22 protein-coding genes are annotated in these 25,278 nt (G+C 70.7%); 8 read left to right on the top strand and 14 right to left on the bottom strand.

Annotation, left to right across the window (positions count from 1 at the left end):
* Positions 1-240: 240 nt before the first annotated feature.
* The 11 genes from AB0H57_RS28220 to AB0H57_RS28170 form a co-directional block, all read right to left on the bottom strand.
* On the bottom strand, positions 241-891 hold the full coding sequence (locus AB0H57_RS28220; RefSeq protein WP_357511594.1) for a hypothetical protein: 651 nt from the start codon (positions 889-891) through the stop codon (positions 241-243).
* A gap of 930 nt (positions 892-1,821) precedes the next feature.
* On the bottom strand, positions 1,822-2,439 hold the full coding sequence (locus AB0H57_RS28215) for a hypothetical protein (RefSeq protein ID WP_357511592.1): 618 nt from the start codon (positions 2,437-2,439) through the stop codon (positions 1,822-1,824).
* A 26-nt stretch (positions 2,440-2,465) separates the two neighbouring features.
* On the bottom strand, positions 2,466-3,254 hold the full coding sequence (locus AB0H57_RS28210) for a DUF4352 domain-containing protein (RefSeq protein ID WP_357511590.1): 789 nt from the start codon (positions 3,252-3,254) through the stop codon (positions 2,466-2,468).
* A gap of 251 nt (positions 3,255-3,505) precedes the next feature.
* Positions 3,506-3,661 (bottom strand): hypothetical protein, encoded by a 156-nt coding sequence (locus AB0H57_RS28205; protein ID WP_357511588.1) that lies wholly within the window; start codon positions 3,659-3,661, stop codon positions 3,506-3,508.
* Positions 3,654-4,301 carry a hypothetical protein gene (locus tag AB0H57_RS28200; RefSeq protein ID WP_357511586.1) on the bottom strand — a complete coding sequence of 216 codons (648 nt, stop codon included), beginning with the start codon at positions 4,299-4,301 and terminating at the stop codon, positions 3,654-3,656. Before AB0H57_RS28200 ends, AB0H57_RS28205 begins: the two co-directional genes overlap by 8 nt.
* Positions 4,302-4,364: 63 nt before the next feature.
* Positions 4,365-5,273 carry a replication-relaxation family protein gene (locus AB0H57_RS28195; protein ID WP_357511584.1) on the bottom strand — a complete coding sequence of 303 codons (909 nt, stop codon included), beginning with the start codon at positions 5,271-5,273 and terminating at the stop codon, positions 4,365-4,367.
* A gap of 266 nt (positions 5,274-5,539) precedes the next feature.
* Positions 5,540-7,975 carry a DUF87 domain-containing protein gene (locus AB0H57_RS28190; protein WP_357511621.1) on the bottom strand — a complete coding sequence of 812 codons (2,436 nt, stop codon included), beginning with the start codon at positions 7,973-7,975 and terminating at the stop codon, positions 5,540-5,542.
* A 101-nt stretch (positions 7,976-8,076) separates the two neighbouring features.
* On the bottom strand, positions 8,077-9,864 hold the full coding sequence (locus AB0H57_RS28185; protein ID WP_357511582.1) for a DUF87 domain-containing protein: 1,788 nt from the start codon (positions 9,862-9,864) through the stop codon (positions 8,077-8,079).
* Positions 9,861-10,829: a PrgI family protein gene (locus AB0H57_RS28180; protein ID WP_357511580.1), complete on the bottom strand. Its 969-nt coding sequence runs from the start codon at positions 10,827-10,829 to the stop codon at positions 9,861-9,863. Before AB0H57_RS28180 ends, AB0H57_RS28185 begins: the two co-directional genes overlap by 4 nt.
* Positions 10,826-11,746, bottom strand: a complete 921-nt coding sequence (locus AB0H57_RS28175) for a hypothetical protein (protein ID WP_357511578.1) — start codon at positions 11,744-11,746, stop codon at positions 10,826-10,828. Before AB0H57_RS28175 ends, AB0H57_RS28180 begins: the two co-directional genes overlap by 4 nt.
* Positions 11,747-11,748: 2 nt before the next feature.
* On the bottom strand, positions 11,749-12,132 hold the full coding sequence (locus AB0H57_RS28170; RefSeq protein WP_357511576.1) for a pilin: 384 nt from the start codon (positions 12,130-12,132) through the stop codon (positions 11,749-11,751).
* A gap of 640 nt (positions 12,133-12,772) precedes the next feature.
* Here AB0H57_RS28170 and AB0H57_RS28165 point away from each other — a divergent pair.
* Entirely contained in the window at positions 12,773-13,549 is a 777-nt protein-coding gene (locus AB0H57_RS28165) for an AAA family ATPase (RefSeq protein ID WP_357511574.1), read from the top strand.
* A 315-nt stretch (positions 13,550-13,864) separates the two neighbouring features.
* Here the strand turns inward: AB0H57_RS28165 and AB0H57_RS28160 are convergent, their stop codons facing one another.
* Complete coding sequence (locus AB0H57_RS28160; protein WP_357511572.1) at positions 13,865-14,728, bottom strand: hypothetical protein; 864 nt, start codon at positions 14,726-14,728, stop codon at positions 13,865-13,867.
* Between the two features lie 862 nt (positions 14,729-15,590).
* On the opposite strand from AB0H57_RS28160, the gene AB0H57_RS28155 reads away from it, so the two are divergent.
* From AB0H57_RS28155 to AB0H57_RS28130, 6 genes are all read left to right on the top strand, one after another.
* The gene (locus AB0H57_RS28155; RefSeq protein WP_357511570.1) at positions 15,591-16,547 is read left to right on the top strand and encodes a hypothetical protein; all 957 of its coding nucleotides are present in this window, start codon (positions 15,591-15,593) and stop codon (positions 16,545-16,547) included.
* A 43-nt stretch (positions 16,548-16,590) separates the two neighbouring features.
* Positions 16,591-17,565 carry a DNA methyltransferase gene (locus AB0H57_RS28150; RefSeq protein WP_357511620.1) on the top strand — a complete coding sequence of 325 codons (975 nt, stop codon included), beginning with the start codon at positions 16,591-16,593 and terminating at the stop codon, positions 17,563-17,565.
* A 32-nt stretch (positions 17,566-17,597) separates the two neighbouring features.
* Positions 17,598-18,104 carry a DNA cytosine methyltransferase gene (locus AB0H57_RS28145; RefSeq protein WP_357511568.1) on the top strand — a complete coding sequence of 169 codons (507 nt, stop codon included), beginning with the start codon at positions 17,598-17,600 and terminating at the stop codon, positions 18,102-18,104.
* A gap of 382 nt (positions 18,105-18,486) precedes the next feature.
* A complete protein-coding gene (locus AB0H57_RS28140; protein ID WP_357511566.1) occupies positions 18,487-18,750 on the top strand; it encodes a hypothetical protein in 264 nt (87 codons plus the stop codon).
* Positions 18,751-18,853: 103 nt separating this feature from the next.
* Positions 18,854-19,222 carry a helix-turn-helix domain-containing protein gene (locus tag AB0H57_RS28135; RefSeq protein ID WP_357511564.1) on the top strand — a complete coding sequence of 123 codons (369 nt, stop codon included), beginning with the start codon at positions 18,854-18,856 and terminating at the stop codon, positions 19,220-19,222.
* Between the two features lie 3 nt (positions 19,223-19,225).
* Positions 19,226-20,362 carry a site-specific integrase gene (locus AB0H57_RS28130; RefSeq protein WP_357511562.1) on the top strand — a complete coding sequence of 379 codons (1,137 nt, stop codon included), beginning with the start codon at positions 19,226-19,228 and terminating at the stop codon, positions 20,360-20,362.
* 786 nt (positions 20,363-21,148) lie between these two features.
* Here the strand turns inward: AB0H57_RS28130 and AB0H57_RS28125 are convergent.
* On the bottom strand, positions 21,149-22,081 hold the full coding sequence (locus AB0H57_RS28125; RefSeq protein WP_357511560.1) for a hypothetical protein: 933 nt from the start codon (positions 22,079-22,081) through the stop codon (positions 21,149-21,151).
* 112 nt (positions 22,082-22,193) lie between these two features.
* Here AB0H57_RS28125 and AB0H57_RS28120 point away from each other — a divergent pair, with 112 nt between their 5' ends.
* The gene (locus AB0H57_RS28120; RefSeq protein WP_357511558.1) at positions 22,194-24,185 is read left to right on the top strand and encodes an AAA family ATPase; all 1,992 of its coding nucleotides are present in this window, start codon (positions 22,194-22,196) and stop codon (positions 24,183-24,185) included.
* Between the two features lie 414 nt (positions 24,186-24,599).
* Here AB0H57_RS28120 and AB0H57_RS28115 read toward each other — a convergent pair.
* On the bottom strand, positions 24,600-25,278 hold a 679-nt coding region (locus tag AB0H57_RS28115; RefSeq protein ID WP_357511556.1), incomplete at its 5' end, for a hypothetical protein.

The raw sequence follows: 25,278 nt of genomic DNA, 5'->3' as shown, positions 1-25,278 counted from the left end.
GCCTGTACAGGCCAGGCGGGAGAGGGCGCCCCTGGCCCGGGGCACCCGGCCTGTAGAGCGCTGACCGCCGCTGTGTGAGGCGGTGCGGCAGCTGGCCGTTGAGGCAGCTGCGGTGCCGACGGCAGCAGCGGGAAGCCGGCCCCGCAGGTTGACACGGCATGGACCGATCGCTGGGAACCCAGCTGGGGCCGGGCCCGCAGCGGATTCCGGCGCGCTCGACGCCGGGCGTGGGCGGTGGGTCTAGAGAGCGACGGCGAGAAGCCGCTGATCGGGGTCGAGGATGTCGAGGTGGGCCAGGGCCTGCTCAAGGTAGGTGATGCGGTGGGCGAGGGCGTCGCTGGCCGGGGCGAGCTTGCGGCCGTCGGCGGTGAGCATCGCGTCGCCGGCGACGGCGCTGGCGGCGCGGTAGTGCTGGTAGGCGATCTGCCCTGCCTGGTACATCTCCAGCTCTCCGACAGTGGGCTGGCCAGGGCCGGGAGTGGCGGCGGCGTGCAGGCGCATGGCGTGGACGCGGGGTTGGGCGTGGAAGTCCGCGATCGTCGTGTCGAGGGGGTAGCGGTCGGGGTCGGTGAGGTGGCGGGTTTCGAACACCGGCCACGGGGTGGCCGGTCTCGTGCCGTGCACGACCTGCTGCCAGATCTGGTAGCGGATCCCGGCACCGACAGCGGCGGCGTGGCGCATCCCGTGCAGGTCGAGCAGCCGAACCGGTCCGCCCGCGCACGGCGCGGGTCGGCCCTTGCGCAGCCCGATCATCTGCTGGCGCTGCCATAGCCGCAGCTGCGGTACCGCCCAGAACAGGGGCGTGAGGGTGCCGGTGACACCGAAATGGGTGTCGAGCTGGTGGCTCGTGAGCGCCTGCGAGGGCAGCGCGTCGGGCAGGCAGATGATCATCATGGCGATGGTCGGGGCCGACGTGACAGTTGGCCGCGCGTTGGTGGCGGCCCGGGTAGTGCCCGGTCGGGGCGTGGGCGCCGGGCTCGTCTTCGCCGGGGCCGGTCGTGCCGGGATGGCTGGCACACGGCAGCCGTGGCGGGTCAGCGGGGTGCCGTTGACAGTGGACATATGGCTGTCCTCCTTCGGTGGGGTGCGCGCGGGCGCGCAGGAATGACCGGCCCACCGGGTACGTGGGTCGGATCAAGGCAAGAGTTGGTGCGGGGTGGCTGGTGCGACCTCGAGGGGCCGCCGCGCGGGCGCGTGCCGACCGGCCGAAGCGGGTGGGCGTCGCGTACCGCTGGGGTGCGGCGGGGGATCCCTGAGGTGGGACCGAACCGGGGTGGAGCGATATCTGGGGTGTGGTGTTGTCGGGAAAGGTAGCGGCTGCCACTCACAGCGCATTCCGGCGCGACAGCGGCAGGAAAGGCGGTTGACCTGCACCGTGAGAGATCAACAGCCGCTGCCGGGCGGGTGGGGCGTGTCGCGTTGTGAGTGGTCGATCCGCTCACAGCCGATCTTGCGGTGTGAAAGTCTGCAAGGTGCTGGGGTGCGGTAGGGGCGCGACCTGCGCTGTGAGCGGGGACCTGAGTGTCAGATCTGAGTGACCGGTGAGCTGCTAGCAATCCTGCTAGCAAGCGAGGCCCCGGATGTGACGAAGCCCCGACCTTCGTAGGGTCGGGGCTTCGTCGTTCCCGGGGCGCATCGCCGAGGCATGACAGCGGCGCTCCTGCGGGGTTGTGGCGGGCCGGGTTCGCCGGCGTCCGGCCGGCGTACCGATGCTAAGTCGGGCGCCGCCGGTGGCCTCGGCATTGATAGCCAAGTCACGCATTTCCGCGGCTGACACGACGAGGCCCAGCACGCGCCCGGGGGCCTCGCTCCTTGGTCGGGCTACTTGACGGCCCAGCGGGGTGCGATCGGCTCCCCCTCGGGGGCGTACTCGACGGCAACCGGACGCTTATTGCCCGGCGCCGGGTAGGTGATCCAGCCGCGCACGCACCGACCGGGGGCGACCATCTTCTCCCCGAACGGGTACTCCGGCTCGGGGAACTGGTTGTAGCCGACGGAGGACGCCTCGATCTGGGTGTCGTCGGCGTACACCAGCGTCCAGGGCCCGTTGGAGATCGAGATGCCCTGGGGGGCGATGTCCACCCGTAGGGCGCACACCTTGACGTCGATCGCGGCCCACACGTAGCCGGGCTGCTCGTCAGGGCGGGGTGCGCTCCGGGCGACGTTGTGCTTGTAGGCGTAGACGGTGGCGTGGGCGGCGCCCTCGGTGGTGGTGAACGACTTGCCCATGGCGAGGGGCACGGTCGGATCGAACGTCGGGGACGGGCTGGCCGTCGGGCTCGGGCTGGCGCTCGGGCTCGGCGACGGGCTGGCGGTGGTCGGGGTCGGGGCGGCCGAGCTGGCGCCCGCGGTGGGCTTGTCCCCGTCGCCGCAGCCGGCGGCGGCGAGGGCGACGAGGGCGAGGGCGGCGGTGCCGGCGCGCAGGGTCATGTGGTTCACGAGGTGTCTCCGAACTCGGCTGCCGGTCACAGGGTGACGACGGCGTCTTCAGCGAAGGTGAACAGTCCGGCGTCGAACGTGATCGTCTTCAGCTTGGTGCCCTTCGGCACGTCGAAGTAGACGTTCGCAGTCACCGAGTTGCCCGGGTTGATCTCGTCGAGGAAACCCTGCCCGTCGCTGTTGCCGTAGATCCCAGCCTCCCCGTCGGCCTCGTACTCCCGGCCGCTGGCGTCCTGTGCGGTGAGAGTCCCGTCGGCGTGGAAGATGTGCGCGCTCTTGGTGACGTTCTTGACGGTCACGCTGACCTTGCAGAAGGTGCCCTGCGCCTTGGTGTTCAGGAACTGGGTGCCGACCTGGGAGATCCCACACTTCATGCTCTTGACGGTGAACTCGAAGTCACCGCCGCGTACCTTGTCGCCGATGCCGAAGGTCTTCGGCTTGGCCGGGGCCGGGGCTGCGGTCGTCTTCACCGGGGCCGGCTTGGCTGGCGCCGGATCCGAGGTGGTCGGCGCCGCCGCGGCCGGGGCAGAGGTGCTGGTGGTGACGGCCGGGATGTCGCTGCTGGCGGACACGTCGTTCTTCTTGCCGTTGTCGCTGGCAAGGCCGATCACCATCGACCCGCCGCAGCACAGCACGACGAACGCCCCGACACCGATGAGGGTGGGGACCAGCCAGGCGGGGCGCTTGCGGGCGGGAGGCGCCGGCGGAAACTGACCGGCGGGTCCCGGCGGGAACTGCCCCGCAGGCGGCGGGTACTGGCCAGCGGGCGGCGGGTACTGGCCAGCGGGCGGCGGCAGGTACTGACCGGTAGGCACTTGCGGGAACTGAGCGGTAGGCGGCATCGGCTGCTGGCCGGGCTGGTTCTGGGCAGGGTCGTAGGGGGTGGTCATTGGTGTGGAGGTCTCCCAGGTCTGAATTCGCGCTGCCCCGTACTGAGCGCAATACCGCCAACGCTCTCACAGCGTTCCCACAGACGCCCTCCTCCGGCAGTGCTGACATTGACGCCGGTTGCCTGGGGCAACATCCGATCGACTGACCCACCGTCCGGCGATGAGTCATCCGCCAGTCACGCTCCGGCCGCGGCATCCCAGAACGGGTCGGCCTCGTCGCCGAGCAGCAGCGGCACGTCGTACGCCGACACGTCCAGCCGCGGACGTATGTACCACACCCGGTGGCGCCATCGCCGGTGCTCGAAGGCGGTGTCCACTTCTATCTCAGCCACCACGGTGGGCTCCACCTTCACGTAGCGCAGTGGCTCGGGTCGGTCCAGCTGCCCGCTCCAGCTCGCGGGCAGCGGCTGCGGCCAGGGGTGCGCAAGGATGCCCCGGTGCTGCAGCCGGGGCAGGGACAGCAGCGACGCGAGCTCCCGACGTTGGGGCATCGCCAGCGGGGTGGGTGCGACCGGTGTAGCGCAGGTGTCCCCACCCATCGAACCGGCCGAGGAGCAGCGTGCTCGGGTTGCCGGGGCTGCCGGTGACCCCGCCGATGATCGCCTCGGTCGCCCCGCGCAGCCGGAACTTCTGCCAGCCGCGCCAGCCGGGCTCGTACCGGCCGTCCAGCCGCTTGATCACCACGCCCTCGATCCCGGCAACCGTGTACGTGGTCAGCCACTCCGCCACCTCGTCCATGTCGGTCGTCTGCGGCGTCAAGGTCAGATGCGCCGGCGAACATTCGAGCAGCTCCGCCAGACGGGTCCGTCGCTCGAAAAGCGGCGCGTTAATCACGACGCGGCCGCAAGCGCGGGCGAGCAGATCCCACATGACGTAGTGCGCGGGGTGTTCCCGCGCCATCATCAGCAGGCCCCGGCCGGCGGTGCTCCGGCGCTGCAGCCGGGCGAAGCTGGTCCGCCCCCGCTCCCACACGATCAGCTCCTTCGCCTAGGCCACGCGGTGTCGCGGTGCTGTATCCCTAACCGCAGATCCAGGTCAGAGGTCGCCGTCGGGGTCGGTGTAGCGGTGTGGGTTCGTGGCGGTGTTGCGGGGGCCGTGGTTGGAGGGCAGTTCGTGCAGCCACCGACGTGGGCCGAGTTCGGTGGCGAGGGTCCAGGCGGGGCCGGCGGGGTGCTCGTCGTGCAGGCCGGTGGCCACGGGCATGACCGTGGGTACGCCGGCGAGGGCGTCGAGGAGGTGGGCTTCGCGGCGGCGGGTCGGCACCCGTAGAAGGACGGGGTAGCGGGGGCCGAACTCGGCGAGGCGTTCGTAGCCGCGCAGCTTGCGCAGCACCCTGCCCAGGGGTTCGGTGCCGTTGTCGTGCTCGAGGAAGAACCCGACGGTGTGGCCGGCGGCGGACCAGATGCCGTGGCCGTCGGGGCGGATGCCGGCGAGGGTGTATGCGGTGGTGGCGTGCTGCTCGGACCACCACCGCACCAGCTTCGCGCTGGAGTCGGTGCGGGTGTAGGCGAGCAGGTCGATGAAGAGATGGTTGGTGCCGAGCAGGTGCCGCAGGCGGGAGCTGCCAATGATGCGTTCGGTGCGTTCGATGCTGGAGCGCGGCGGCCGGGCATCAGGGTGTTCGGGGTCGGTGTAGGTGGTGGGGTGTACGAGCATGCCGAGGGGGCCGAGGGTGTAGAGGTGTTGGCCGTCGCCGGTGGTGACGTCGACGAAGCGGTGCACAGCGTCGATGCGGTGCAGGGCGGCCAGGCGCAACCGGGCGGAGCGCGGTGACGGGAACAGGGCCGCCGTGATCTGGGCGGTGGACAGCACATAGTGCTCGGCGAGCCAGGCCAGGAGTTGACGGTCGCGCAGGGTCAGCCGACGCAGGTGGGCCAGCCGCTGAAGTTTGCTGGAGGGGGAGCGGGACGGGCGGGACTCGGGGTTGGTGGATTCGCGGGACATGAGGGATCTCCTCAGGGAGTAGACGAAGAGAAGCTCCCTCCCATGGGGAGGGAGTCTGGAAATGTCACCGCCGTTCAGCGGAGGGCCTCACGGCGGCGTGCTGGGCTGACAGCTACACAGGGCTGCGGTGCGGGGCCGGACGTGGTGAGAGGTGGCGAAGGCGCGGTGAAGCCGCAGCGGAAGGCGTAACGGAAAGCCCACGGGGCCGCCGGATCAGCCCACGCCGCCGCTGACAGCGACGGTGTCGGCCACACGGTGGTTGGCGGTCAGGCGGGGCGGGAAGGGCGGCCGCTCCGCCTGGCGTCGCGAGTGTCCGCTCCGCTGGGCCGCTCGCTCTTGTCTGGGCGGGAGAACCGGTCGACGAGGGTGTCGATGGCGCTGGTGTCCTGGGGCTTGATGGCTTCGGCGGCGACCTGCCGGATCGCGGTCGCCTCCCCGACCACCGGTTTCGGCGGGCGCGTCTTCATGGTGAACGCCGGTGTCTGGCGGCCGTCGGCGACGAGACGCGTCGCGGTGGTGTAGGCGTCGAGGTGGGTCAGGTCGTGCTCGTCGAGCTCGGGCAGGGTGTGGCGGGCCAGCACGCGGGCGTCCTCGGGCGCGCACGAGAAGTAGACCTTGTTGCGGGCGTTCGCCGATGCGGCGGCGAGGAGGTCCTTCGGGAACTGGGCGAGGTCCTGATGGCTGAGCACGAGGGACAGCCGGTACTTGCGGGCCTCGGCGAGCATCGTGTCGAGGCTGTTGGCCAGGGTGAGGAAGTTCTGGGCCTCGTCGATTATCAGGGTGGCGTCCCGGCGTTTGTCGGGGGCGATGCGCGCGCGGGCGGTGGCGGCCTGCCACACCTGCGCCAGGACCAGGGAGCCCAGCAGCTTGCTGGTGTCCTCCCCCAACTGGCCTTTCGGGATGCGCACGAGCAGCGCGCCGCCGTCGAGGACCTTGCCCATGTCGAAGCTCGAGCGCGGATAGCGCATGGTGCGCTTGACGAAGTCGCGCAAAAGGAAGGCGCGGAGGCGGGCGAGGACGGGGCCGATGACCTGCGAGCGCAGAGCGGGGTTGAGCTCGTCGTACCACTGCCAGAACCCGGACAGGCCGGCCGGGTCGTCCAGGTCAACGGTCATCGCCGACCGGAACTGGGCGCTGTTGAGCAGGGGTGGGATGTGTTGCAGGGTGACGTTGGCGTGCCGCAACAACGTCAGACAAGCGACCCGCATGACGTCGTCCATCCGGGGGCCCCACGCTTTAGCGAAGATGTTCCCGAAGATCGACACCAGATTGTCGACCACGAGGTCGGGGTCGTCCCCGGCGAGAGGGTTGATGGTCGGCGGATTCGGCTGGTCCGGGTCGAAGATGACGAGACGGTCGGCGACAGAGGCGGGAAGCCGGTCGAGGATGTCGAGGACCATGTCGCCGTGCGGGTCGATGACCACAGTGCCGCGGCCCGCAGTGATGTCCTCGACGGCCATGTTGACCAGCAGCGTCGTCTTCCCACTGCCAGTGGATCCGATCACGTGCAGGTGATACCGCGCATCCGACACGGCCAGGGCCACGCCGTGGCCGCCGACCTCCGCGGTCCCGAGGACCTTGGTGCCGCGTCCGCCGGTCGCGACGGCGACCGGTGCGGGCATGGACTTCGCCCGCGCGCGGTCCAGGCCAGGGACGGCCAGATCTTGGGGCAGCGCAGCGAGCGCGGCCAGTTCGGGCGTCGAGGTGAGGAATCCGGCACCGAGGCGCCGCCGCGCGAGGACCCCGGCCGGGGAGGGCATGCGGGCCCGGTGGGTGAGACGGTTGCGGCCGGAGTACACGGCGAAGGAGAAGGCGATGGTGTCGGCGATGCCCCTCAACCGTGGCCGCTGGTCGGTGCCCGCGCGTCGACTGTCCTTGCCGACCGCGTATCGGATGGCGGACTCCCACAGCGGGTGGGAAGCCTTGTCGAGGATGGCCCGGACATCGCGTTCCACTCCGGGGTCGCGGCGGCCCGTCGGCACCGGCCGGCGGGCGCTCGAGGTGTGGCCGGGTAGAAATGCCTCGACGAGCCACAGCAGCGGCGCGGCCGGGTTGAAAGCGGGGACGGCGGTCTTGCCGTCGCGCAACCTGCCAGCGGCGCGTCGGGCGCGCAAGGCGCGGCGGGGTGCGGCGGGCCGGGCGAGGATCTGCACGCAGGCGTGCTCGTCGGCCCGCAGTTGGGAGCCGGCGGAGATCAGCGCGCGCAGCGGGTCGCTGTCGTGGTCGATGCGCAGGGGCAGCCATTCGGCGGCGGTGGGCAGCAGATGTCCGCCCACCACCGTGGGCACGTCGAGCGGGATGGGTGGGGCGGGGGTGTGGTCGGTGGTGCAGGCGGCGCCGGGCCAGGCGGCGCGGACGGCGGCTTCGACGGCACCAGGTGGGACGGTGCCGGGTACCCAGATGGAGATGAGCAATCGTCGTCCGGCCCAGGTGTACTGCCAGGCGACGTGAGGGCTGCCGTGGAGCCAGCGGTGGCGCCGGGACGGGGTGAGGGTGCCGGCGAGGTTGGCCCACAGCGCGGACGCGCTGTCCGGGTCGACCTCGGGTGGCGGGGCGATCGTCACGAGCCTTGCGCCATCACTGTGCCGGCGGTCCCGCCACGCTGCGAGGAGATTGCGGCCGGCGACGTGCGCCACGAGCAAGCCGGCGGCGACGGCGAGCAGCCACGGCCGCTGCCCCACCCACGCGGCGGCCTCGAGCACCCAGCGGGTGGCGCCGGTGGGCGGCACGACGACGTCGGCGCCTGGGCCGGTCGGATGGGGGGTGAAGGTCAGGATGGCCGCCAGGTATGCGGCGGGTGGGGTCACAGGTCGTCTCCCTCGTCGAAGTCGGCGAGTTCGCTCGGCCGTGTCGTACACAGCTGGTGCTCCGCCTGCGAGGCGATGGCTTCAAAGCTGGTCCGGTTGGTACCGGAGATCAGCAGTCCGGTGCCGACCCGCGCGGCGAGGAGCAGCCGCCGCTCGCCGGCGGTGAGCCCGAAGGCGTCGCCGATCGCGTCAATGGCCTGCGGGGCCTGCTTGAGCAGGATCTGGGTGGCGGCGTTGGCGACGACGGCCTGACCGAGGTCGGTGCCGAGCAGGTCGGCGACGTCCTGGGTGATGACCGTCAGCCCGGCGTGGCGTTTGCGGGCGGCCTTGGACATGCGGAACAGGAACCGGGCGCCCTCACCGTCGCGCAGGAGCAGCCACGCCTCGTCCACGACGACGAGCCGCCGCGCGGCCCGCCTGCTGGCTGCGTCGACCTGCCGCCAGATCGCGTCCAGGGCGAGGAGGGTGCCGACGGTGCGCAGTTCGTCGGGCAGGTGCCGCAGCGACCACACCACGAGGTGGCCGTCGGGGCGGGTGGTGGTGGGCCCGTCGAACAGGTGCGAGAAGGAACCCTCAACCCAGGGGGTGAGGCGGGCGGCGAGCTGGCCGGCGGCGGGGTCGGTGTCGGCGTGCAGGCAGTCGGTGAGGTCGCGTAGGAGTGGGGCGGGCCGATGGTGGGTGGCCGGGTCCGGTGTGATGCCCGCCTGCCGGTAGACGGCCAGGATCGCCCGGTCCAGGGCAGCCCGTTCCGCCGGTGGCGGCTGCTGCCCGAGCAGCACGCTGATGAGGGTGTGCAGGAACAGGCCACGGCGGGTGAGCACGTCAGGGCGGGAGTCACCTCCCGGCAGGTCGAGAGGGTTGACCTTCACGCCGGCGACGCCGAGGCGGACCAGGGCTCCACCGACCGCGTCGGCCAACCGCAGGTACTCGTCCTCAGGGTCGATGACGGCGACCTGCACCTGCTGGTAGAGGTTGCGCAGGATCTCCAGCTTCACGAAGTACGACTTGCCGGCGCCCGAGCGGGCGAGAACGACGCTGTTGTGGTTCTCCTGTGCCCACCGGTCCCACCACACGATCCCGCTGGAGTCGGGGTTGACGCCGTAGAGAACTCCGCCGTCGGCGGGCGGGTCGCCGGGCAGCGGCGCGGGCAGGTCTGCGCTGGCGAGGGGGAACGCGGCGGCGAGGGCGGCGGTGTCCATGGTGCGGCGCATCTGCAGGCTGTCGGTGGCCAGGGGCAGGGTGGTGGTCCACCCGGCCAGGTGCCGCCACGTGGCGGGCTGCACCTCGATCAATGTGGACGCGGCGGCTGCCTTCACCTGCGCGCACGCCTCGACGAGTTCGTCTTCGGTGCGGGCGTGCACGGTCAGGTAGAGGCCGACGCGGAACAGCTTCGCCGCACCTCGCGCCAACCGTTGGGCGAGGTCCGCGGCGTCGTCGGCCGCCGCTTCCACGGATGGGTCGGTCAGCTTGCCGCGGTCCGCGTCCGCCCGCCGGGACGATTCGAAGCGGGCCCGCTGGTTACGCAGCCGGGCGGCGGCGACTGGGGCGGGCAGCGGGTCGATGTGCAACGCGAGGTCGAGGCGGCCCGGCCACGAGAGGAGGGGTTCGAGCCAGGCCGGGCCGACCTCGGCCGGGTAGCCGGTCACCACGAGGGTGGCGGCGTAGCCGTCCCCGACGCGCAGGAACCGCGGGGTGACCTCGACGGCGGCGGGGGCGACGGTGGCCGCCAGCCCGTCCGGCTGGCAGCCACCGTCGGCAGGCTGGGATCTGTGGCGCAGCTTCATGTCGGACGGCTCCTTCCGTGCCGGTGACGCTGATGGGGCGTGGGTGAGGTGATGACCGTGTCCGGGGCCGCGAGGCCGCCGGGCCGTGGCGGCCGGTAGGGGTCGGCGGCCGCGGCGAGCGCCGCGGTGATCGCCGGCCCGTCGAGGGCGCGGGTGGTGACGCCGAGCCCGGACAGGGCGCGGACCGTGTCATCGGCGCGCCGTCGCGCCGTGTGCTTGCCACGCTCACCGGCGCTCGTGCCGGTGACGATGAGGACCTGCCGGCGCAGCGGATCCTTGCGCGCTGCGAGGTCGTCGAGGAAGCGGGCGTGGTCGCTGGCCGCGTCGGTCAGCGCCGGGTGCGGCAGCTGCATGGCTGCGTGGGCGAGGCTGCGGGCGGCCGAGTGCAGGTCCACCGGCTGCGCCGATACCACGATTTGCGTCGGGGTCGACAGGCTGTTAAGCCAGCGGCCGAAAGTGTCGACCAGGGCCGCCTGCTCATCGCCGGTGCGCAGCGCGAGGTTGACGTTCGTCGTGGCGACTATCGCCGCTCGCGCGGCGCCGAGTCGGATCTCCCCTCCGTCGTCGATGGCGTCGGCCGGCAGCTTCAGCGGCGCCGGCAGCATCACCCTCGTCGTCGGCGCCTGCACCCAGTCCGGTGTCTTCGACGTCGTGTCAGTTGTCGACAGCGCGCGCGGAGCCCGCGCGTGACGGACGGCGGCGAGCAGCCACACGTCCAATGGCAGGCCGTCACGCCGGCCGACCGCGACGCCGAAGACGAGGCCGCCCATGACGACGGCGGCGCCGACGAGCATCGGCGCGGACACGACCTGGTGCAGGGCACGCCACGCGCCGTAGACGGCGACGGCGGCGACGGCAAGGATCGCCAGCTGCCGGAATGTCAGCCCGTAGAGGACCTTGTCGGGGGCGTCGACGTCGGCGGGCATCCGCGCCCGCCCCGCCCCGCTGGGGTCGTGGGCGTTCATCGGCCGACCGCCCGCAGCCCGCGGCCGAGGCCGGGAATGGCCCGGGTGGCCTGTTGGACGACGATGACCCGCACCGCCGCGCCGATCATGTTCGCGCCGCGGCCACCGCCGCTGGCGGCCATGTGGCGGCGCATCAGGGCGGGCACCCGCAGCGTGGTCCACAGCATGACCATGACGACGAACAGGTTGATGGCCCCGCCCGGCTCCACCGGCAGCCCGAGCGTGGGCAGCAGGTGCTCCGGGTCGGTGAGCATCCACTGCCCGGCGTAGAGGGTGAACCCCTGCACCACGGGCACCGCCAGGGTGCCGGTGTAGGCCTTCCACCACAGGCGGGCGATCGGATCGGTCTGCGGCAGGGCGTGGCAGGCCAGGGCCAGGGGAGCGAAGGCGGCCAGGATGAGCACGGCGGCGAAGCGGACGATCACGCTGAACGCGGTGCCGGCGAGCAGCACCGCGATGATCGCGACGCAGACGACGAACAGCAGGACAGCGATCTTGTCCTGCCCCGCCGTGATGTGGGTTTTGATCGCCCGCAGCGCGCCGTCGCTGTCGCCGTCGGGCGTGGTGAGCGCGGCGGTGAGGGCGTTGGCCAGTTCGATGAGCATCCCGCACCACACCTGGGAGAAGTGCGCGGCGACGAACCCCACGATCAGCCTCGGGATGAGGTCTTTCGCGGTGTAGCGGGAGGTTTCGCTGCCGCCGGCGGTCATGGTGAGCACGCCGGCGGCGATGAACGCCAGGACGAAGACGGTGTCCACGACGAGGACCGAACGGCCGGTCAGCGCCTGCACCTGCGGCAGGCCGGTGACGTTCGGGGTGACCAGCAGCGCGCTGCTGATCACCCCGAACAGCGCGTCCAGGCTGGCGAGGATCGCCGCCGCCAGCCAGTCCAGAATCTGGTCGAGCAGCCAGTCCATGATCAGCCTCCGACGATGCCCTGGACGATGTCCAGCAGGACCGGGGCGAGGACGGCCAGCCCGTAGCCGACCAGGGCGTTCTTCAACGCCCCCTTGGCCTTGTCGACCTGCGCCGGGTCACCCCCGGCGGTCGCCCAGTAGACACCGGCCAGAACGAGGAACAGGGTGGCCAGCGCGGCGAGGATGCCGATCAGCCACGACTGCAGATTCGCGATCACGACCGGCAGCGAGTTCACCGCCAGCGCCGGCACGCCGGCGTCGGCGTGCGCGGCGGCGGGCACCGACAGCGACAGCATCACCGCACCGGTGACGGCTGCGGCGCGGCCCGCCCAACGGGCGGTCCGGGAATGGATGAGGGCAAGACGACGTGCCGGGATGCGAGACATGGGTGGGTTCACCTCCGGCCCCGGCCGCCGTGCAACGGCATGCGGCGGGGCGGTAGCGGGCGGTCAGGAAAAGGGGGGAGACCGCCGCCGGGCGCGGGTACGGGGGACGCCGTCAACCGTCCGTCCTCGGGAGGAGCGCTCCTCCCTTGTCGGGTGTGTGTTCGATGAGGTGTCAGCGCACCAAGCACTGCGCGGCACCCGAGGCGTCCGGCTCACGGCGACCCGACGTGGTCCCGGGCCCGGCGGCGGGCGGACCATCGACGCCCACGGTGGGGCGTGGTGGTTCCGCACCCTCAAACCGCCGTTTGTGTGCTCTGGCGAACGCCTGCGCACCTCACAGCCGCTCACCAACCCGGCCGCGACGCTCACAGCGCAGGTCACCGCGCCGTGCGGCGCCAGCAGACACCGGAAACGCCAGATGGGCGCACAGCCCTCGAAACTCTTGCCACTGCCGCGTCGGGACCGTTTGCCCGAGTTGATGCGCCGCCTCACAGCGGACGGGAAGAGGTCGCTCTGCACCGGTTGCTGCGCCCCCGACAGCGGTGAGGTGGCCGCGTCAGGCGCTGGGGACGGCGGGGCAGGCGGCCCGGCCGACTACCGTTGACCTGGTGGAGGACAGGGCGGCAGAGCAGGGGGTCGCGTGGTGGTGACCAGCCCCAACGCGTCGGCACGACATCGAAACGGCGGCGGTTTCCTGCGATGGGTGGAGCTGGCCGACGCCGACGCCGACCTGTCGGGCTATCCGTTCACCCTGCCCGTCGTCGCAGGGCTGCGGGCGGCCGGCCGGCTGAACCTGGATCCGGCGGTGACGTTCCTGGTCGGTGACAACGGCACCGGCAAGTCGACGTTGATCGAGGCGATCGCCGTGGCGGCCGGGTTCAACCCCGAGGGCGGATCCACCAACTTCCGATTCAGCACCCGCGCCACCGAATCACCGCTCGGTGAGCACCTGCGACTCGTTCGCGGGATCGGTAAGCCACACACCGGGTTCTTCCTGCGCGCCGAGTCGTTCTACAACGTGGCCACCGAGATCGACCGCCTCGGTGTCGGCAACAGCTACGGCGGCCGCAGCCTGCACGAGCGATCCCACGGCGAGTCGTTCCTCGACCTGGCCACCCACCGGTTCGGGCCGCAGGGCCTGTACCTGCTCGATGAGCCGGAGGCGGCGCTGTCGGTGCACGGCTGCCTGGCGATGCTCACCCGGATCCGCGACCTCGCGGAGACCGGTTCGCAGTTCGTGGTGGCGACCCATTCACCGATCCTGCTGGCCGTACCGCACGCGCGGATCCTGCAGATCGACGGCACCGGCACTATCAGCGAGGTCCGCTACGACGAGGCGCAGCCGGTGGTGTTGACCCGCTCGTTTCTGGCCGACCCGCAGCGCTACCTGCACTACCTGTTCAGCGACGACCACTGACCCCCCACCGCCGGACCAGAACCTGCAAGTGCCGCCCAGCCCCGCAGGTCCCGAAAGGGTGGACATCGTGTCGCCGGGCTCCCCGAGCGCGGTGAGCCGCTGTCAGCTCCTCTGACTGCGGAAGCTGGTAGTGGTGGCGGCGCCGCCGCAGCCGCCGAAGGTTGGTCTGGCCAGCTCAGGCCAGACCGGCGCAGGGTCACCGACTCGCGCGGGAGCGCGCACCCGGAAAGGTGCTGCGGCGCCCTCGCCATGGCCAGCGGTGAGGGCGCCGCAGCTGCTCGGTCCGTCGCCGGTTTTCCAGCGGAGGCCTGCTGTCTACGCGGCTCGCGCCGTCGCCGTCCCGGCGGGGGCGCGGCGTTCGCGGACCCGGCGCAGTGCCACCCGACGCCGCGCTGCCGCTCCCGGCTCGTTCGCCGCCTGCACGGCCGCTACCCCGGTGAGCAGCCCACGGGCCAGGGCGTCGGCGATGCGGGTGTCGATGCGCCGCAGCCGCATCCGCAGGGCATCGGCGGTGATACCGAGCCGAGCCGCGATCGGCTCGATGGCCCGCCGCCCCAGCCGCACGTCGATGTAAGGCTCCTCGTCGACGGGGTCGAGGATCCCCAGGCCCACCGCGCGGCGCACCAGCACGTCCGGATGCCCGTACGGCACCTCCGGGGCGCGCGGCCCGGGCACGTGGTCCACGTCCTGCACCGGCATGAACTCGCCCGCCTGTCGGCGCAGCTCGTGACCGGCCCGCCACCCGGCCCGGCACAACGCCGCGTACGGCGCAGGCCGGGCCACGTCCACGTGGTCACGCAGGGCCGTGAGGAAGCCCGTCAGGATCTCCGCGCCGATGTCGTCCGGGTCGCCGCAGTACCCGGCGCACAGCTGTCCGGCGTAGCGGCGCAGCGCCGGCATCGCCATCCCGACCGCGGCGATCACCCACTGCGGCCCGCGCAAGCGGGCACGGCGGATCAACTCCCGCCACACCATGTCCCGCGCCGTGTAGGCGCGCGGATGCCGCAGCAGCCAGTCCCGCACCGCCGGCAAGGCCATCACACCCGCTGGCAGGCCGTCGTCCGGGTCGAACATGTCAAGGTCGATGGACAGGGGCGCCGGGTCACTCGTCAGCGCCACGAAGGCGGCGTCAGCGGCATCCAGCGCGGAGGTGGGCCAGTCGGTGTCGGACACGCTCATGTCACCACTCCAAGGTCAGAGAGATCGTCGACTGACATCGCCGTGGTGTCGCGGCGGTGCCGGGACCCGATTGCGCCACGATCGGCACACACGACCCTCACAGCGCAGGCCAGGGCACGGTCTGACAACAGCCCGCCCGCCACGACACCGTGTCTCACATTTGATCTTTGGCATCGGCTTCCGTCGTTGACATCGGCCGGTGACAGCACCGCTGAGCTGGACTGTGACACGACGATCGAGGGGCGTGTCACCGCTGGCGGGCGTATGCCGGCCACCCGCAGCAACCGCGGCGGCGCGACGACGACAGCGCCGTGCGTGACACTCGCAGCCACTCACAGTGACTCACGGCAGGTTCCCCCTGGCGGCTGTGACATCGGCGCGCGCTTCGGTGTCAGAAAACGTCGGAGCCGGCGCTGGCGGCGATGTCACACCGCCCCGCCGGCGCCGGTGTCATGACCACCGGCGCCGATGTCACCACCGAACGTCCTGTCACCTGCACCGTGGCACGATCGGCGAGGACAGGGCAGGGCGTGTCTGACAAGGCGCCACCCACGTCATGTCATCGACAAATACCCCTTGGCATCGCGCGTGGTGGCGGCCCTGACGCTGTGCATCCGTCGACGACAACCCATCAGGCTCCTGGCCGAAACAGACGGCCGAGCCCGACACGGGGCGTCCGGCACCCGAGCCGCCCCTGGAGACACGATCGCCGACGAACCCGTGGGCAGCTGCTGCGAGCGCTGCGAGCGGCGCTTCCGGATCGCCGTGAGCGGCTGTGAGAACGGCAGGCGTTCGCCAGAGCACACAAACGCCGGTTTGAGGGTGTCAGCGCACTGCCTGCGCGGCGCGGAGCCGACACCACATGAGCGAGCACCCGCCGCAGCACCACCACCGCCCTGTCCACCCCGTCGACCCGCCCGGTGTCGACCCGACCCTGATCGACCTGGTGGCCGGCGACCCGCCGGTCCCGATCACCGTGTGGCGCACCGCCCGCACCGACGCCGACACCGGCGGCAGCATCGGCGCCCGCCTGGCCTACCGGCTCGTGGCCGCCTACAGCCACCCCGGCGACGCCGTCGTCGACCTCACCGCCGACCACGCCCTGACCGGCGCATGCAGGGCCGGCCGGCGCCGCCAGCACCCCGGCTGGTTCACCGACGCGTCCAGCCTGATCATCGGGCCGGCCACCCCGCCAGCCCCGGCCGCCCTGCCCGACGCGGAGCTGCCGGAGCTGAGCACCTGGTTCGGCGACGACCTCACCGACCCCGACCTGCCCCCGACTGGCGACCCGGCAACCCCGCCGTCCGACGGCACCTCGCCGCAAGCCGCCACCAGCTTGGTCGTTGCCACCTGGCCGCTCGACCCCGCCGACTCGACCAACCGGGTGCGGCTGGCGTGGCTGCTGACCGCGTGCGCGCGGTTGCTGCGCCCCGGCGGCTGCCTCGTCCTCGTCGTCACCGTCCCCGCGACCAGCACGGGCGGGCCGGAGGACTTCACCCCGCTGGCCACCGTCGCCGCGTCGGTCGGCCTGGGCTACCTGCAGCACATCGTCGCGGTCGCCGCGGACACCGACGGTGACACGTTCGTCTACCACGTCACCGACGAGGAACTGCTCACCCTCGCCCAGCAGACCGGCGAGCAGCCGTGGACGACCCCGCACCTACGGGTGCACGCCGACCTGCTCGTGTTCAGCCAGCACCAGACCTCCGCCAGTTCTCAGAAACCGGCGGGGCGGCGAAACGAACCTTCCGGGGTTGCCGTACCGACGCCGGACCGGCCCCGGCATGCTCGCCGGCCGAAAGGCGGCCACCGTGACTGAGCAGGCGCCTGTCCGCCACGAGCAAAGCCCGCCGTACACCGGCATGCCTGCCCACCTGGACCGCCACCGCAGCGAAGCGGGCCCGGAGAGGCTGTCGGTGTGGACGACAGCCCAGCGCACCGGACCGGTGCAGCGCCGCGGACGGTACGTGCCCGACTCGGTCAAGCACCCCGCCCGGATGCTGCCCGCCATCGCCGCGCACGCCGTGCACGCCTACACCCGGCCCGGTGACCTCGTCCTGGACCCGATGTGCGGGATCGGCACCACCCTCGTCGAGGCGGTGCACGCCGGCCGCGACGCCATCGGCGTCGAGTACGAGTCGCGGTGGTCGGACATCGCCGACGCCAACATCACCCACGCGCACGACCAGGGCGCCACAGGCCGCGCTTCCGTGGTCCGCGGCGACGCCACCCGCCTGCGTTCTCTGCTGCCCGCAGCCCTTGCCGGGCAGGTCGCCCTCGTAGTCACCTCACCGCCCTACGGACCCACCGTGCACGGCCTCGTCCGCCCCGGCGCGGACGGGGTGGCGAAGTTCGACAACGCCTACAACGACGGCACCGACAAAGGGAACCTCGCCTACCGCGACCTCACCGGCCTCACCGACGGCTTCGAACAAATCCTCTCCGGCTGCGCGGTCCTGCTCCGCCCCGGCGGCACCGTCGTGGTCACCGCCCGACCGTGGCGCAAGAACGGCCAGCTCGTCGACCTGCCCTCCGCCGTGATCGCCGCCGGCGTCCGCGCCGGCCTGGTACCGACCGAGCGGTGCGTGGCGCTGCTCGCCGCGGTCCGCGACGGACACCTCGTCGCCCGACCGTCGTTCTTCCAACTCCAAGCCGTCCGCAAGGCCCGCACCGCCGGCACCCCACTGCACCTGATCGCCCACGAGGACGTGCTGATCTTCCGCCGCCCCGGGACCCCCGCCAGTTCCGGCGAACCCACGTGTTCCCAAGGCGAATCCGGTGGCCATCAGGGCCGGTCCAGCCGGGACGCTGCCGGGGATCCGGGGGAGGGAGGTTGAATGCCTGTCCCACCGGCCCGCGCATCGGATCTTTGTGCACCGGATACGGCGGCCTCGACCTGGCCGTCGAGCTGGTGCTCGGCGGCGAGCTCGCCTGGTACGCCGAAACCGACCGGCACGCCCGCACCGTCTGCGAACATCACTGGCCGCACGTGCCCAACCTCGGCGATATCCGCACCGTCGACTGGACAACTGTCGAGCCCGTTGAGGTCCTTACCGCCGGATTTCCCTGCCAGGACATCTCCAACGCCGGCAAACGCGCCGGCATCACCGGCCAACACTCCAGCCTCTGGACACAGGTCGCCGACGCCCTTCGCGTACTTCGACCACCGCACGTGTTCGTGGAGAACGTTGCCGCGCTGCGCCGACGCGGACTCGACGTCGTCCACGCCGACCTGGCCACGCTCGGGTACGACACGAGCTGGCTATGCCTACGCGCATCCGACATCGGCGCACCCCACCAACGCGACCGACTATTCCTGCTCGCCACCAGCCGCGGGGCAGAAGCTGCAGACACTGCCGACGCCCTGCGCCCGTGACGGCAAGGGACCCGGACACCAGAACGGGTTGCCCGACGTCGTCGAACCCCACGGCACCCGCCACGACCTGTTGCCGACCCCACGCGCCAGCGACACCGGCACCCCGGGCCGCCGCGCGGGTGCCGGCTTCCGGCCGCCGCTGTCACAGGTGCTCCTGCCCACTCCGCGGGCGACGGACGGGCAGAAAGGCTGCCCGGGGCAACGGGGCTCCCACGGCGACCTCACCCTGCCGTCCGCAGCCGTGCGATGCGCAGCGCCTGCCCTACCGACGCCCCGGGCCTCCGACGCGCGAGGCCCCGGCCACCACGGCGACGGCGGCCCAGACCTACGCACCACCGTCGCCCACCTCGGAAGCGGCGCACTCGGAAGACCCGACGAGGCCATGTGGGGGATCTACGCACCGGCGATCGCACGCTGGGAGCTTCTGATCGGCCGACCCGTTCCCGCGCCCACCCAACCCGGCCAGCATGGCAAGCCCGTGCTCGCACCGCCGTTCGTGGAATGGCTCATGGGCCTACCCGCCCACTGGGCCACCGACCCCACGCTCGATCTGCCACGCACCGGCGCGTTGCGGGTCCTCGGCAACGGCGTCGTCCCCGCCCAAGCGGCGGCCGCCCTGCGTCTCCTTCTCTGCCGCCACCGCTGACAGCCACACCACCCGGAACTCTTCGCGGGCGGCCTCATTCCGCTGCCCGCGAAGAGCCCGCGTCAGCCCTGGCCACGTCACCCAACGCTCCTGGGAGCCCTCCATGCCTTCGAACCCTTCGCGATCCCGACGCCGCCTACCGCCGCCCGCACCTCCACCCGCCCATGCAGGCGATCAGTCCGACGATCAAGGCCCACGCCTCTACACCCCCGCGGAGGCCGCTGCACTGCTGCGCGTCCCGGAAGCCTGGCTGCGCCGCCGCGCCGGCCGCCGCCAGATCCCCCGCACCTTCCTCGGCAAGCACCTGCGATTCTCCGCCGCCGACCTCGCCGCCATCATCGCCGCCGCCGCCGAACCCGCCACCGGACGGCGACGGGCCAGGCGGCCACGCCCACCGTCCACCGCCGACTTGCCCCAGCCCCGAAGTCACGCGTCAATCACCGCCGCAACGCAACCGAACCGATCGGAGTAACCCATGGCCTGGGTGGAAAAGCGCGGCACCACGTTCCGCGTCCGCCTCCGCATGCCCGACGGCACCGTCACCACCGACTCCACGCACGAACGCCGCGCCGACGCCACCATCCGCGCCAAGGAAATCGACGTGGAAGTCTCCCGCGACACCTTCATCGACCCGCGCGGCGGACGCATCCCCCTCAGCGACTGGGTACCGATCTGGGAACAGACCCACCAGGCGTCACCCGCCACCTGGGCCGCCTACCGCAGCCACCTGCGGCTGCACATCCTGCCCGCCCTCGGCACGCTGCCCCTGGTCGACATCCGTCGCCAACACGTCAAGACCCTCGCCGTCGCCCTCGGCACGCGACTCTCACCCCGATCCGTCACCGACGTGATGATGGTCCTGTCGATGATCCTGCAGGAGGCGGTGGAAGACCGCCGGATCCCCTGCAACCCCTGCCGCGGTATCCGGATCCCCAAAGGCATCCGCGCTGAACGACCCCACGCCACCGCCGACCAGGTCGCCGCCATCGTCGCCCGCCAAGCCCGCCCGTCCGACGGGCTGATGGTCCTCACCGCCGCCTACACCGGCATGCGATGGGGAGAACTCGCCGGCCTGCACCGCGACAACCTCGACCTCACCGCCGGCAGCATCTACGTCCACCCCGACGTCGGCGCCCTCCACGAAGTCGAAGGCAAGCTCTACCTCGGCCCACCCAAGACCAACGACTCCGTCCGCCACATCCGCCTACCCCGCTTCCTCACCAACCTCCTCGCCACCCACCTGACCGAACACCCCCACGCCACCGTCTTCCCCGGCGCCCGCGGCTACCACCAACGCCGCTCCAACTTCAACCGCCGAGCCTGGACCCCCGCGGTAGCGGGCAACGCGAAACAAGGAATCCCGCCGATCCTGCCCGGCATGCACTTCCACGACCTCCGCCACACCCACAAGACATGGCTCATCGAAGACGGCATCCCCGAAATCGCACAAGCCCGCCGCCTCGGACACCGCCTCGCCGGCGTAAGAGGCATCTACAGCCACGTCACCGAACCGATGATCACCAACCTGGTCGATGCGCTACAGCGCCGCTGGGAAGCCACCCATCCCAAAGGCCCCGACACGACCGTCCGCTGGCTGCGCCCGGTTGCCTGATAGACCAGCGCGGTTGAGGGGCCGAGCCAGCAGACGCGCTCTCCATCCCCCGCCTGTCGCACGGCTGGTGATGGCCCCCTTGCCAAATCGGCCTGTGATGCACGTCGAGACGGTCAGTCGGCGCTGCCTCACCTGCTCGAACTGCCCGCCCAGGCCAACCGCCAGCGGGGCGCCACACCACCTGCCACAGCCCTACCGGCGCTGGAGCCTACGTCGCGCCACGCCGTGCGGCTTCCGGTCCGCCGCGGCAGCCATGCCGTCCGGGGAGCGAGCCTCCAACTCGGCGTGCCAATCGGCGGCGCGCACCGCAGTGGCCAGTTCCAGGTTGAGGGGGTGATGCTCCAAAGACTCATTCGGTCAGGCGCAGTCGGCAGGGCGTCCGGGGTCATGGGCGAAGTACCGCAGCCTGCGGGCGGAAACCTTGGCATGCACGCCATGCCCGCAATCCGGACAGCGCAACGCGACCCGTGGCCGGGTCCTGTGCACCGCGGCCCAGGCCAAGCCGCAGCCGAGGTCGGGCAGGGTGGCGCCGACGCGGCCGGCCTCGGGGTGGATCGCTGCGAATGCCCTGTCATCGCCCGCGCCCGGCCCTGCTATGGGCAGCCCAGTCGGTGTTGGTAACCCCGTGGATCTGACCCACCGCGCACCCTTCACCGTTCATCGCGGGGAAACACGTACGCGTCGAGGATGCCAGATTGGTACGACGTCACCGCTGCTCATGCTTGCCGGTAGCCCGAAACCCCAAGCTCGTGCCGCAGTCGGGGCGTTACGTGGCGTCCGCCCTGCTCATCGTCGGAAGCTTCGGCGGCCGTCACGCGGCGTCATGTTCAGGAAGGGGCGGAACCAGGCCTCGGGCCGGTAGTCGCCTATTCCCATATACCGGTTTTGCTCGGTTTCCGGGTCTTCGATGCCATCCGAGCGCACATCGAATAGGTGCAGAATGTCGTCGTCCTGCAGAAGCACCTCGGAGGCCATGTCCCAGTCGTAGTCGTCGGCGTGCTCGGGCAGCCGCGCGAGCAGGTCGTCCGATGGGCCCCACGCGTCGGCGAGTGCCGCCTGAGCGGTCTGCAGCATCAGGTGGAAGGCCATCTCCTCGCCCGGGCAGGTGGGCCGAGGCTCTCTGCCGGCCTCGAGATCCTCGGTCAGGTCGTCGAACGCACGAGCGGCCTGCCTGCGCCACACCGCATCCTGCCGCCAGGTGATGCGCGGGTAGTCGCCGAGGACGCTCCACTCGGCTTCGTTCGTAATCGGCTCATCGCCGTGCAGTTGTACGTCGTCGTAGGCGTGATCGGCGAGGATTTGCGCGACTGTCCAGAGCGCCGCTGCGGTCCGTGGTGTCAGCTGGAAGCCGGAGCAGGCGTCACAGTCATCTCTGCCGCAGTGGCACAGCGGGAAGAGCTTGGCGAAGTCCGGCTCCGTGGCGAGTTTGAAGCCGTCGTTGTCGACCTCGACGGCGGTCTGGCGCGCGCTGACGAACTCCACGCCCGGCCTATCGGCAATGATGCTGGCGGCGTCGGCGATCCAATCGACGGCAGCGATGGGGTCGCCCTGGATGTCCCGTCGGATCTCAGCGCGGACGTCGGCGAGGCTCTGGCCCGGCTCGACGGACAGCTCGCTGGCATCGACGTCGTCTAGGACCGCCTTTTCGAGGGCTGCCTCGTCCGTGACCTCGACGATCACCTCGGCGCTCACCTTGACCCGGCGGGGGTGCTGGCCCATATGACGGAGGATAGCCCGCACCATCCAGCCGTCTCTATCGCATTGGGGCCACGGTGCGGGGTGCCGCCACCGAGCGCCTCGCGTAGTCGGGGGTGGCTGGCATGATGCGCGCGTGCGCATCACCAGGATCTCGGCCACCAACTTCCTTGGCCTCGCTGCAGCAGAGGTATGCACCGACAGGCCGCTGACCATCGTCACGGGCGCGAACGGCAGCGGCAAATCGACTCTCCTGCAGGCCCTCAACCTGATGGTTGACGCCGTCCACGCCAGCGTCACGGGGACACGGCCCCTTGACAGCGAGTGGACGACGGCTGGGCACAACGGTGGGGAGTCGTTCGAGGTCCGTGTGGGCGTCAAGTTCGACGCCTCAGATGAGCGCATGTTGATCGATTCCTACTACCGGGCTGCGATATTTCACCTCCTACATCCTGAGGCCACCGACGTGATGGCGCTCGCCGCGGCGGTCGATGGGCGGCTCACACCTGAGTCAGCGTCGCCGATGATGGCCGGCGATCTTGTGGTCATATTCGACAGGCAGCAGCGGGGGCGTTGGACGGTTGGATGGGAGTTCGAACTGCCGCACGGGCCGGTGCACGTCCAGCTCCTGGGCAACGAAGTTGGTCGCCTGCTGGACGGTCCTGTCATCCCCGGCCCCAGTAACTTGCCCTACCTGGGCGAGTTGTGCCCCTCCACCAACGACATCGTCGCAAAGGTCAACGACAGCAAGGTGCCGGTCGAGCTGTGGAACTATGTGCATGGCAGACGCGTCGAGTTTGTCGCCGAGCAGGTGAATGCGGCCGTGCAGCCGGCGAGCGTTGCCGCTGTCTTGGCGGAGGCTGACTATCAGTCTCAGCCGCAAGGTCGGGTGCCCTTCGCGCACCTACTGGAGCGCCTGTTGGCGCGTCGTCTCCAGGTCACGAATAACCACCGCGCTCCGATGCGTACGTGCTTCAAGGCAGGGGAACTCGCGGATATGCCGAGCTTGCGGGACGGCTCGCTGCTGGCCTTGGAGCTGCACCGGCTGAAGAACGGGTCAGCCGGCGACCGCCGCCGGTTCGCCAGAGTGCAGGAGTCCTTCAAGCAGCTGACCGGGGAGCAGGTCGATTGCACCGAACAGGTGATACCGGATGTGGAGGGATACGCGGAGGTCATGCTGGTTCCGACCATCCAGATCCGGGTCGGCGACGAAACTCACGATGTTCCGCTGCAACGCGCTGGGGCGGGCGCAGCCGAGGCTCTCCTGCTTGCCACGCTGCTTGCGGACGAGCGTCGGTGCGTGTTCCTCGACGAACCAGCTGTACACCTGTCGCCGACGGCGCAACGACGACTGTTGGCGATGCTCCGTGCTCGCCGAAGCGGTCCTGGCCAGGCGCTCTGCGTGACCCACAACCCGGATCTTGTGCCGGCCCAGACGGCGGACGAACTGGCCAGCATTGTTCGTATGGCCAAGACCGGGGGCCGTGCCGTGAACTCGATTGCCGTGAAGACACCGGCAGACATCGCCGCCGTGACACGGCTGCTCGCTTCGGCTGAAGTCCGTAGCCTGCTCTTCGCGGCCGGTGTGGTGCTGTTCGAGGGGCCTACGGACCTCGCCGCTATCGGGCATTGGCTTGACGGCTCCGTGGCGGATGACCAAGGGCCGCTACCTACGCCAGATGAGCGGAACGTAGCTTTCTTGTCGGTTGACGGGCAGAAGGGGTTTGGGGCTTTCGCGTCGCTGGCTGAGCGGCTTGGGGTGCCATGGGTGATCGTCGCTGACGGCCCCGCAATGCGCCCTGGCAGCGATATGGCAAAGCAGTTAGCGAAGCTGAGTAGGGCGGTGCCGCGGTCCGGAGAGAAGTTGGCTGATGTTCGAGCGGAGTGGGCGGCCGAAGGTGTCTACTCCCTTGCTGACGACTTCGGCGACGACGGGTCGAAGGGTGGTGAACTCGAGGTGTTCCTGGGCCGCCTGGACGCACAGACGCTCGCCAAAGTGCGTCGAGATGTTGGCACGCAGAAGGGAACGAGGGTAGGCGCTGCCTTTGCTGACGCTGTACCAGCGCCACCTGAGGTAGCGGCGTTGTGGGTGGATTTGCTTCGCGGTCTGGGGCTGCCTCGGACGTGAGGCGGCCAACTGTGGGCGAGGCGTTGATGTGCCGCAGGTGGGTCATGGGACGGTCGACCGGTAGGCGGCTGAGCCCGAACGAGCCGGCGCGAGGTCGGTCATTTGCGTCGGCCTCGTAAACGAACGGATCGGCCAGGGCAACCTTTCGGCATGTCCGCACGCGCAGCCCTTGGGACGCTGGCGTGCTCTGCGGCCCGCAGTCATGCATCTACGCTGACATCCTGGCGCTGGCCGGGGAGCACGTTGGGAGCAGATGGGAGCATTAGACGGCGATGGACAGCCGCGCGGTGAGCCTAGATCCTTCACTTTGTGCAGGTCATCGGCCTGTTCCTCGTTGCTCTTCTTGACTGACCTCTTCGGGAAGACTGAAGTGGTCGCGGCGCATCGACCGGGTGGGCTGGAGGTGACTCTCCGTCACCCCAGAAATTGAGCCTCGGGCGCGAATCCTGTTGTGAGGGCGTGACTGGCGATCAGGTCGCACTCGACCTCGAGCAGTTGGGTCGGAGAGCAGCCAGGCAAGCCTGCCCAGGAGTTTTCGAGGGGCTGGCTGAACGTGGCGCGCTGCCGGTGGCCTTCACGTTGGCTCTTGGCGGCATGAGCGGCCAGTCGGGCCCGGATCATCCCTTGGCCGATGTACACGAGGCGCGCCTGGCCGGGGTGGCGGATCCGGTAGACGCCCATCGTCGGCTCCGCCATCGTTCCTGAGCTCCAGGAGGTCCAGGGAAGCTGGGCCCAGTCACAAGCCGTCGGAGCCCGGTCAAGGTCAAGAAATAGGCCCTGGTCGGCAGGCCGGGAAGCGCGAGAGTCCCGGTAACCGCGTGCCCGGCGGTGCTGGGAAAGCACCACACACTCCGCCAGTTTGCGTTCCCTGACGTCCCCGGTGGACTCCGCGATGGAGAACTCGAACCTAGCGCCGTCGACGGTGCGCATCACCCACAGGCAGGGAGCGGCCGTATGCGGGTCGTTGTACGGCATCTCATCGCGATAAAGCACGCAGATGTCGACGACGCGCTGAGACTGACCCTCTAGCGGCGGATTGGGACTGACCCCTCCGAGGCTGGAGGGGTGATCGCATTGGAAGATTGGGCTGAGA

This window comes from Micromonospora sp. NPDC050686 (assembly GCF_040654475.1).
GTDB lineage: Bacteria > Actinomycetota > Actinomycetes > Mycobacteriales > Micromonosporaceae > Micromonospora.
This window is presented reverse-complemented; position numbering and strand designations above follow the sequence as displayed.

Bases quoted from the DNA above. Each gene is read 5' to 3' on its own strand.
- AB0H57_RS28220 (WP_357511594.1), bottom strand. From the start codon at position 891: ATGATCATCTGCCTGCCCGACGCGCTGCCCTCGCAGGCGCTCACGAGC.
- AB0H57_RS28195 (WP_357511584.1), bottom strand. From the start codon at position 5,273: ATGTCCCGCGAATCCACCAACCCCGAGTCCCGCCCGTCCCGCTCCCCC.
- AB0H57_RS28185 (WP_357511582.1), bottom strand. From the start codon at position 9,864: ATGAAGCTGCGCCACAGATCCCAGCCTGCCGACGGTGGCTGCCAGCCG.
- AB0H57_RS28180 (WP_357511580.1), bottom strand. From the start codon at position 10,829: ATGAACGCCCACGACCCCAGCGGGGCGGGGCGGGCGCGGATGCCCGCC.
- AB0H57_RS28175 (WP_357511578.1), bottom strand. From the start codon at position 11,746: ATGGACTGGCTGCTCGACCAGATTCTGGACTGGCTGGCGGCGGCGATC.
- AB0H57_RS28170 (WP_357511576.1), bottom strand. From the start codon at position 12,132: ATGTCTCGCATCCCGGCACGTCGTCTTGCCCTCATCCATTCCCGGACC.
- AB0H57_RS28160 (WP_357511572.1), bottom strand. From the start codon at position 14,728: ATGAGCGTGTCCGACACCGACTGGCCCACCTCCGCGCTGGATGCCGCT.
- AB0H57_RS28155 (WP_357511570.1), top strand. From the start codon at position 15,591: ATGAGCGAGCACCCGCCGCAGCACCACCACCGCCCTGTCCACCCCGTC.
- AB0H57_RS28150 (WP_357511620.1), top strand. From the start codon at position 16,591: ATGCCTGCCCACCTGGACCGCCACCGCAGCGAAGCGGGCCCGGAGAGG.
- AB0H57_RS28140 (WP_357511566.1), top strand. From the start codon at position 18,487: ATGTGGGGGATCTACGCACCGGCGATCGCACGCTGGGAGCTTCTGATC.
- AB0H57_RS28135 (WP_357511564.1), top strand. From the start codon at position 18,854: ATGCCTTCGAACCCTTCGCGATCCCGACGCCGCCTACCGCCGCCCGCA.
- AB0H57_RS28130 (WP_357511562.1), top strand. From the start codon at position 19,226: ATGGCCTGGGTGGAAAAGCGCGGCACCACGTTCCGCGTCCGCCTCCGC.
- AB0H57_RS28125 (WP_357511560.1), bottom strand. From the start codon at position 22,081: ATGGGCCAGCACCCCCGCCGGGTCAAGGTGAGCGCCGAGGTGATCGTC.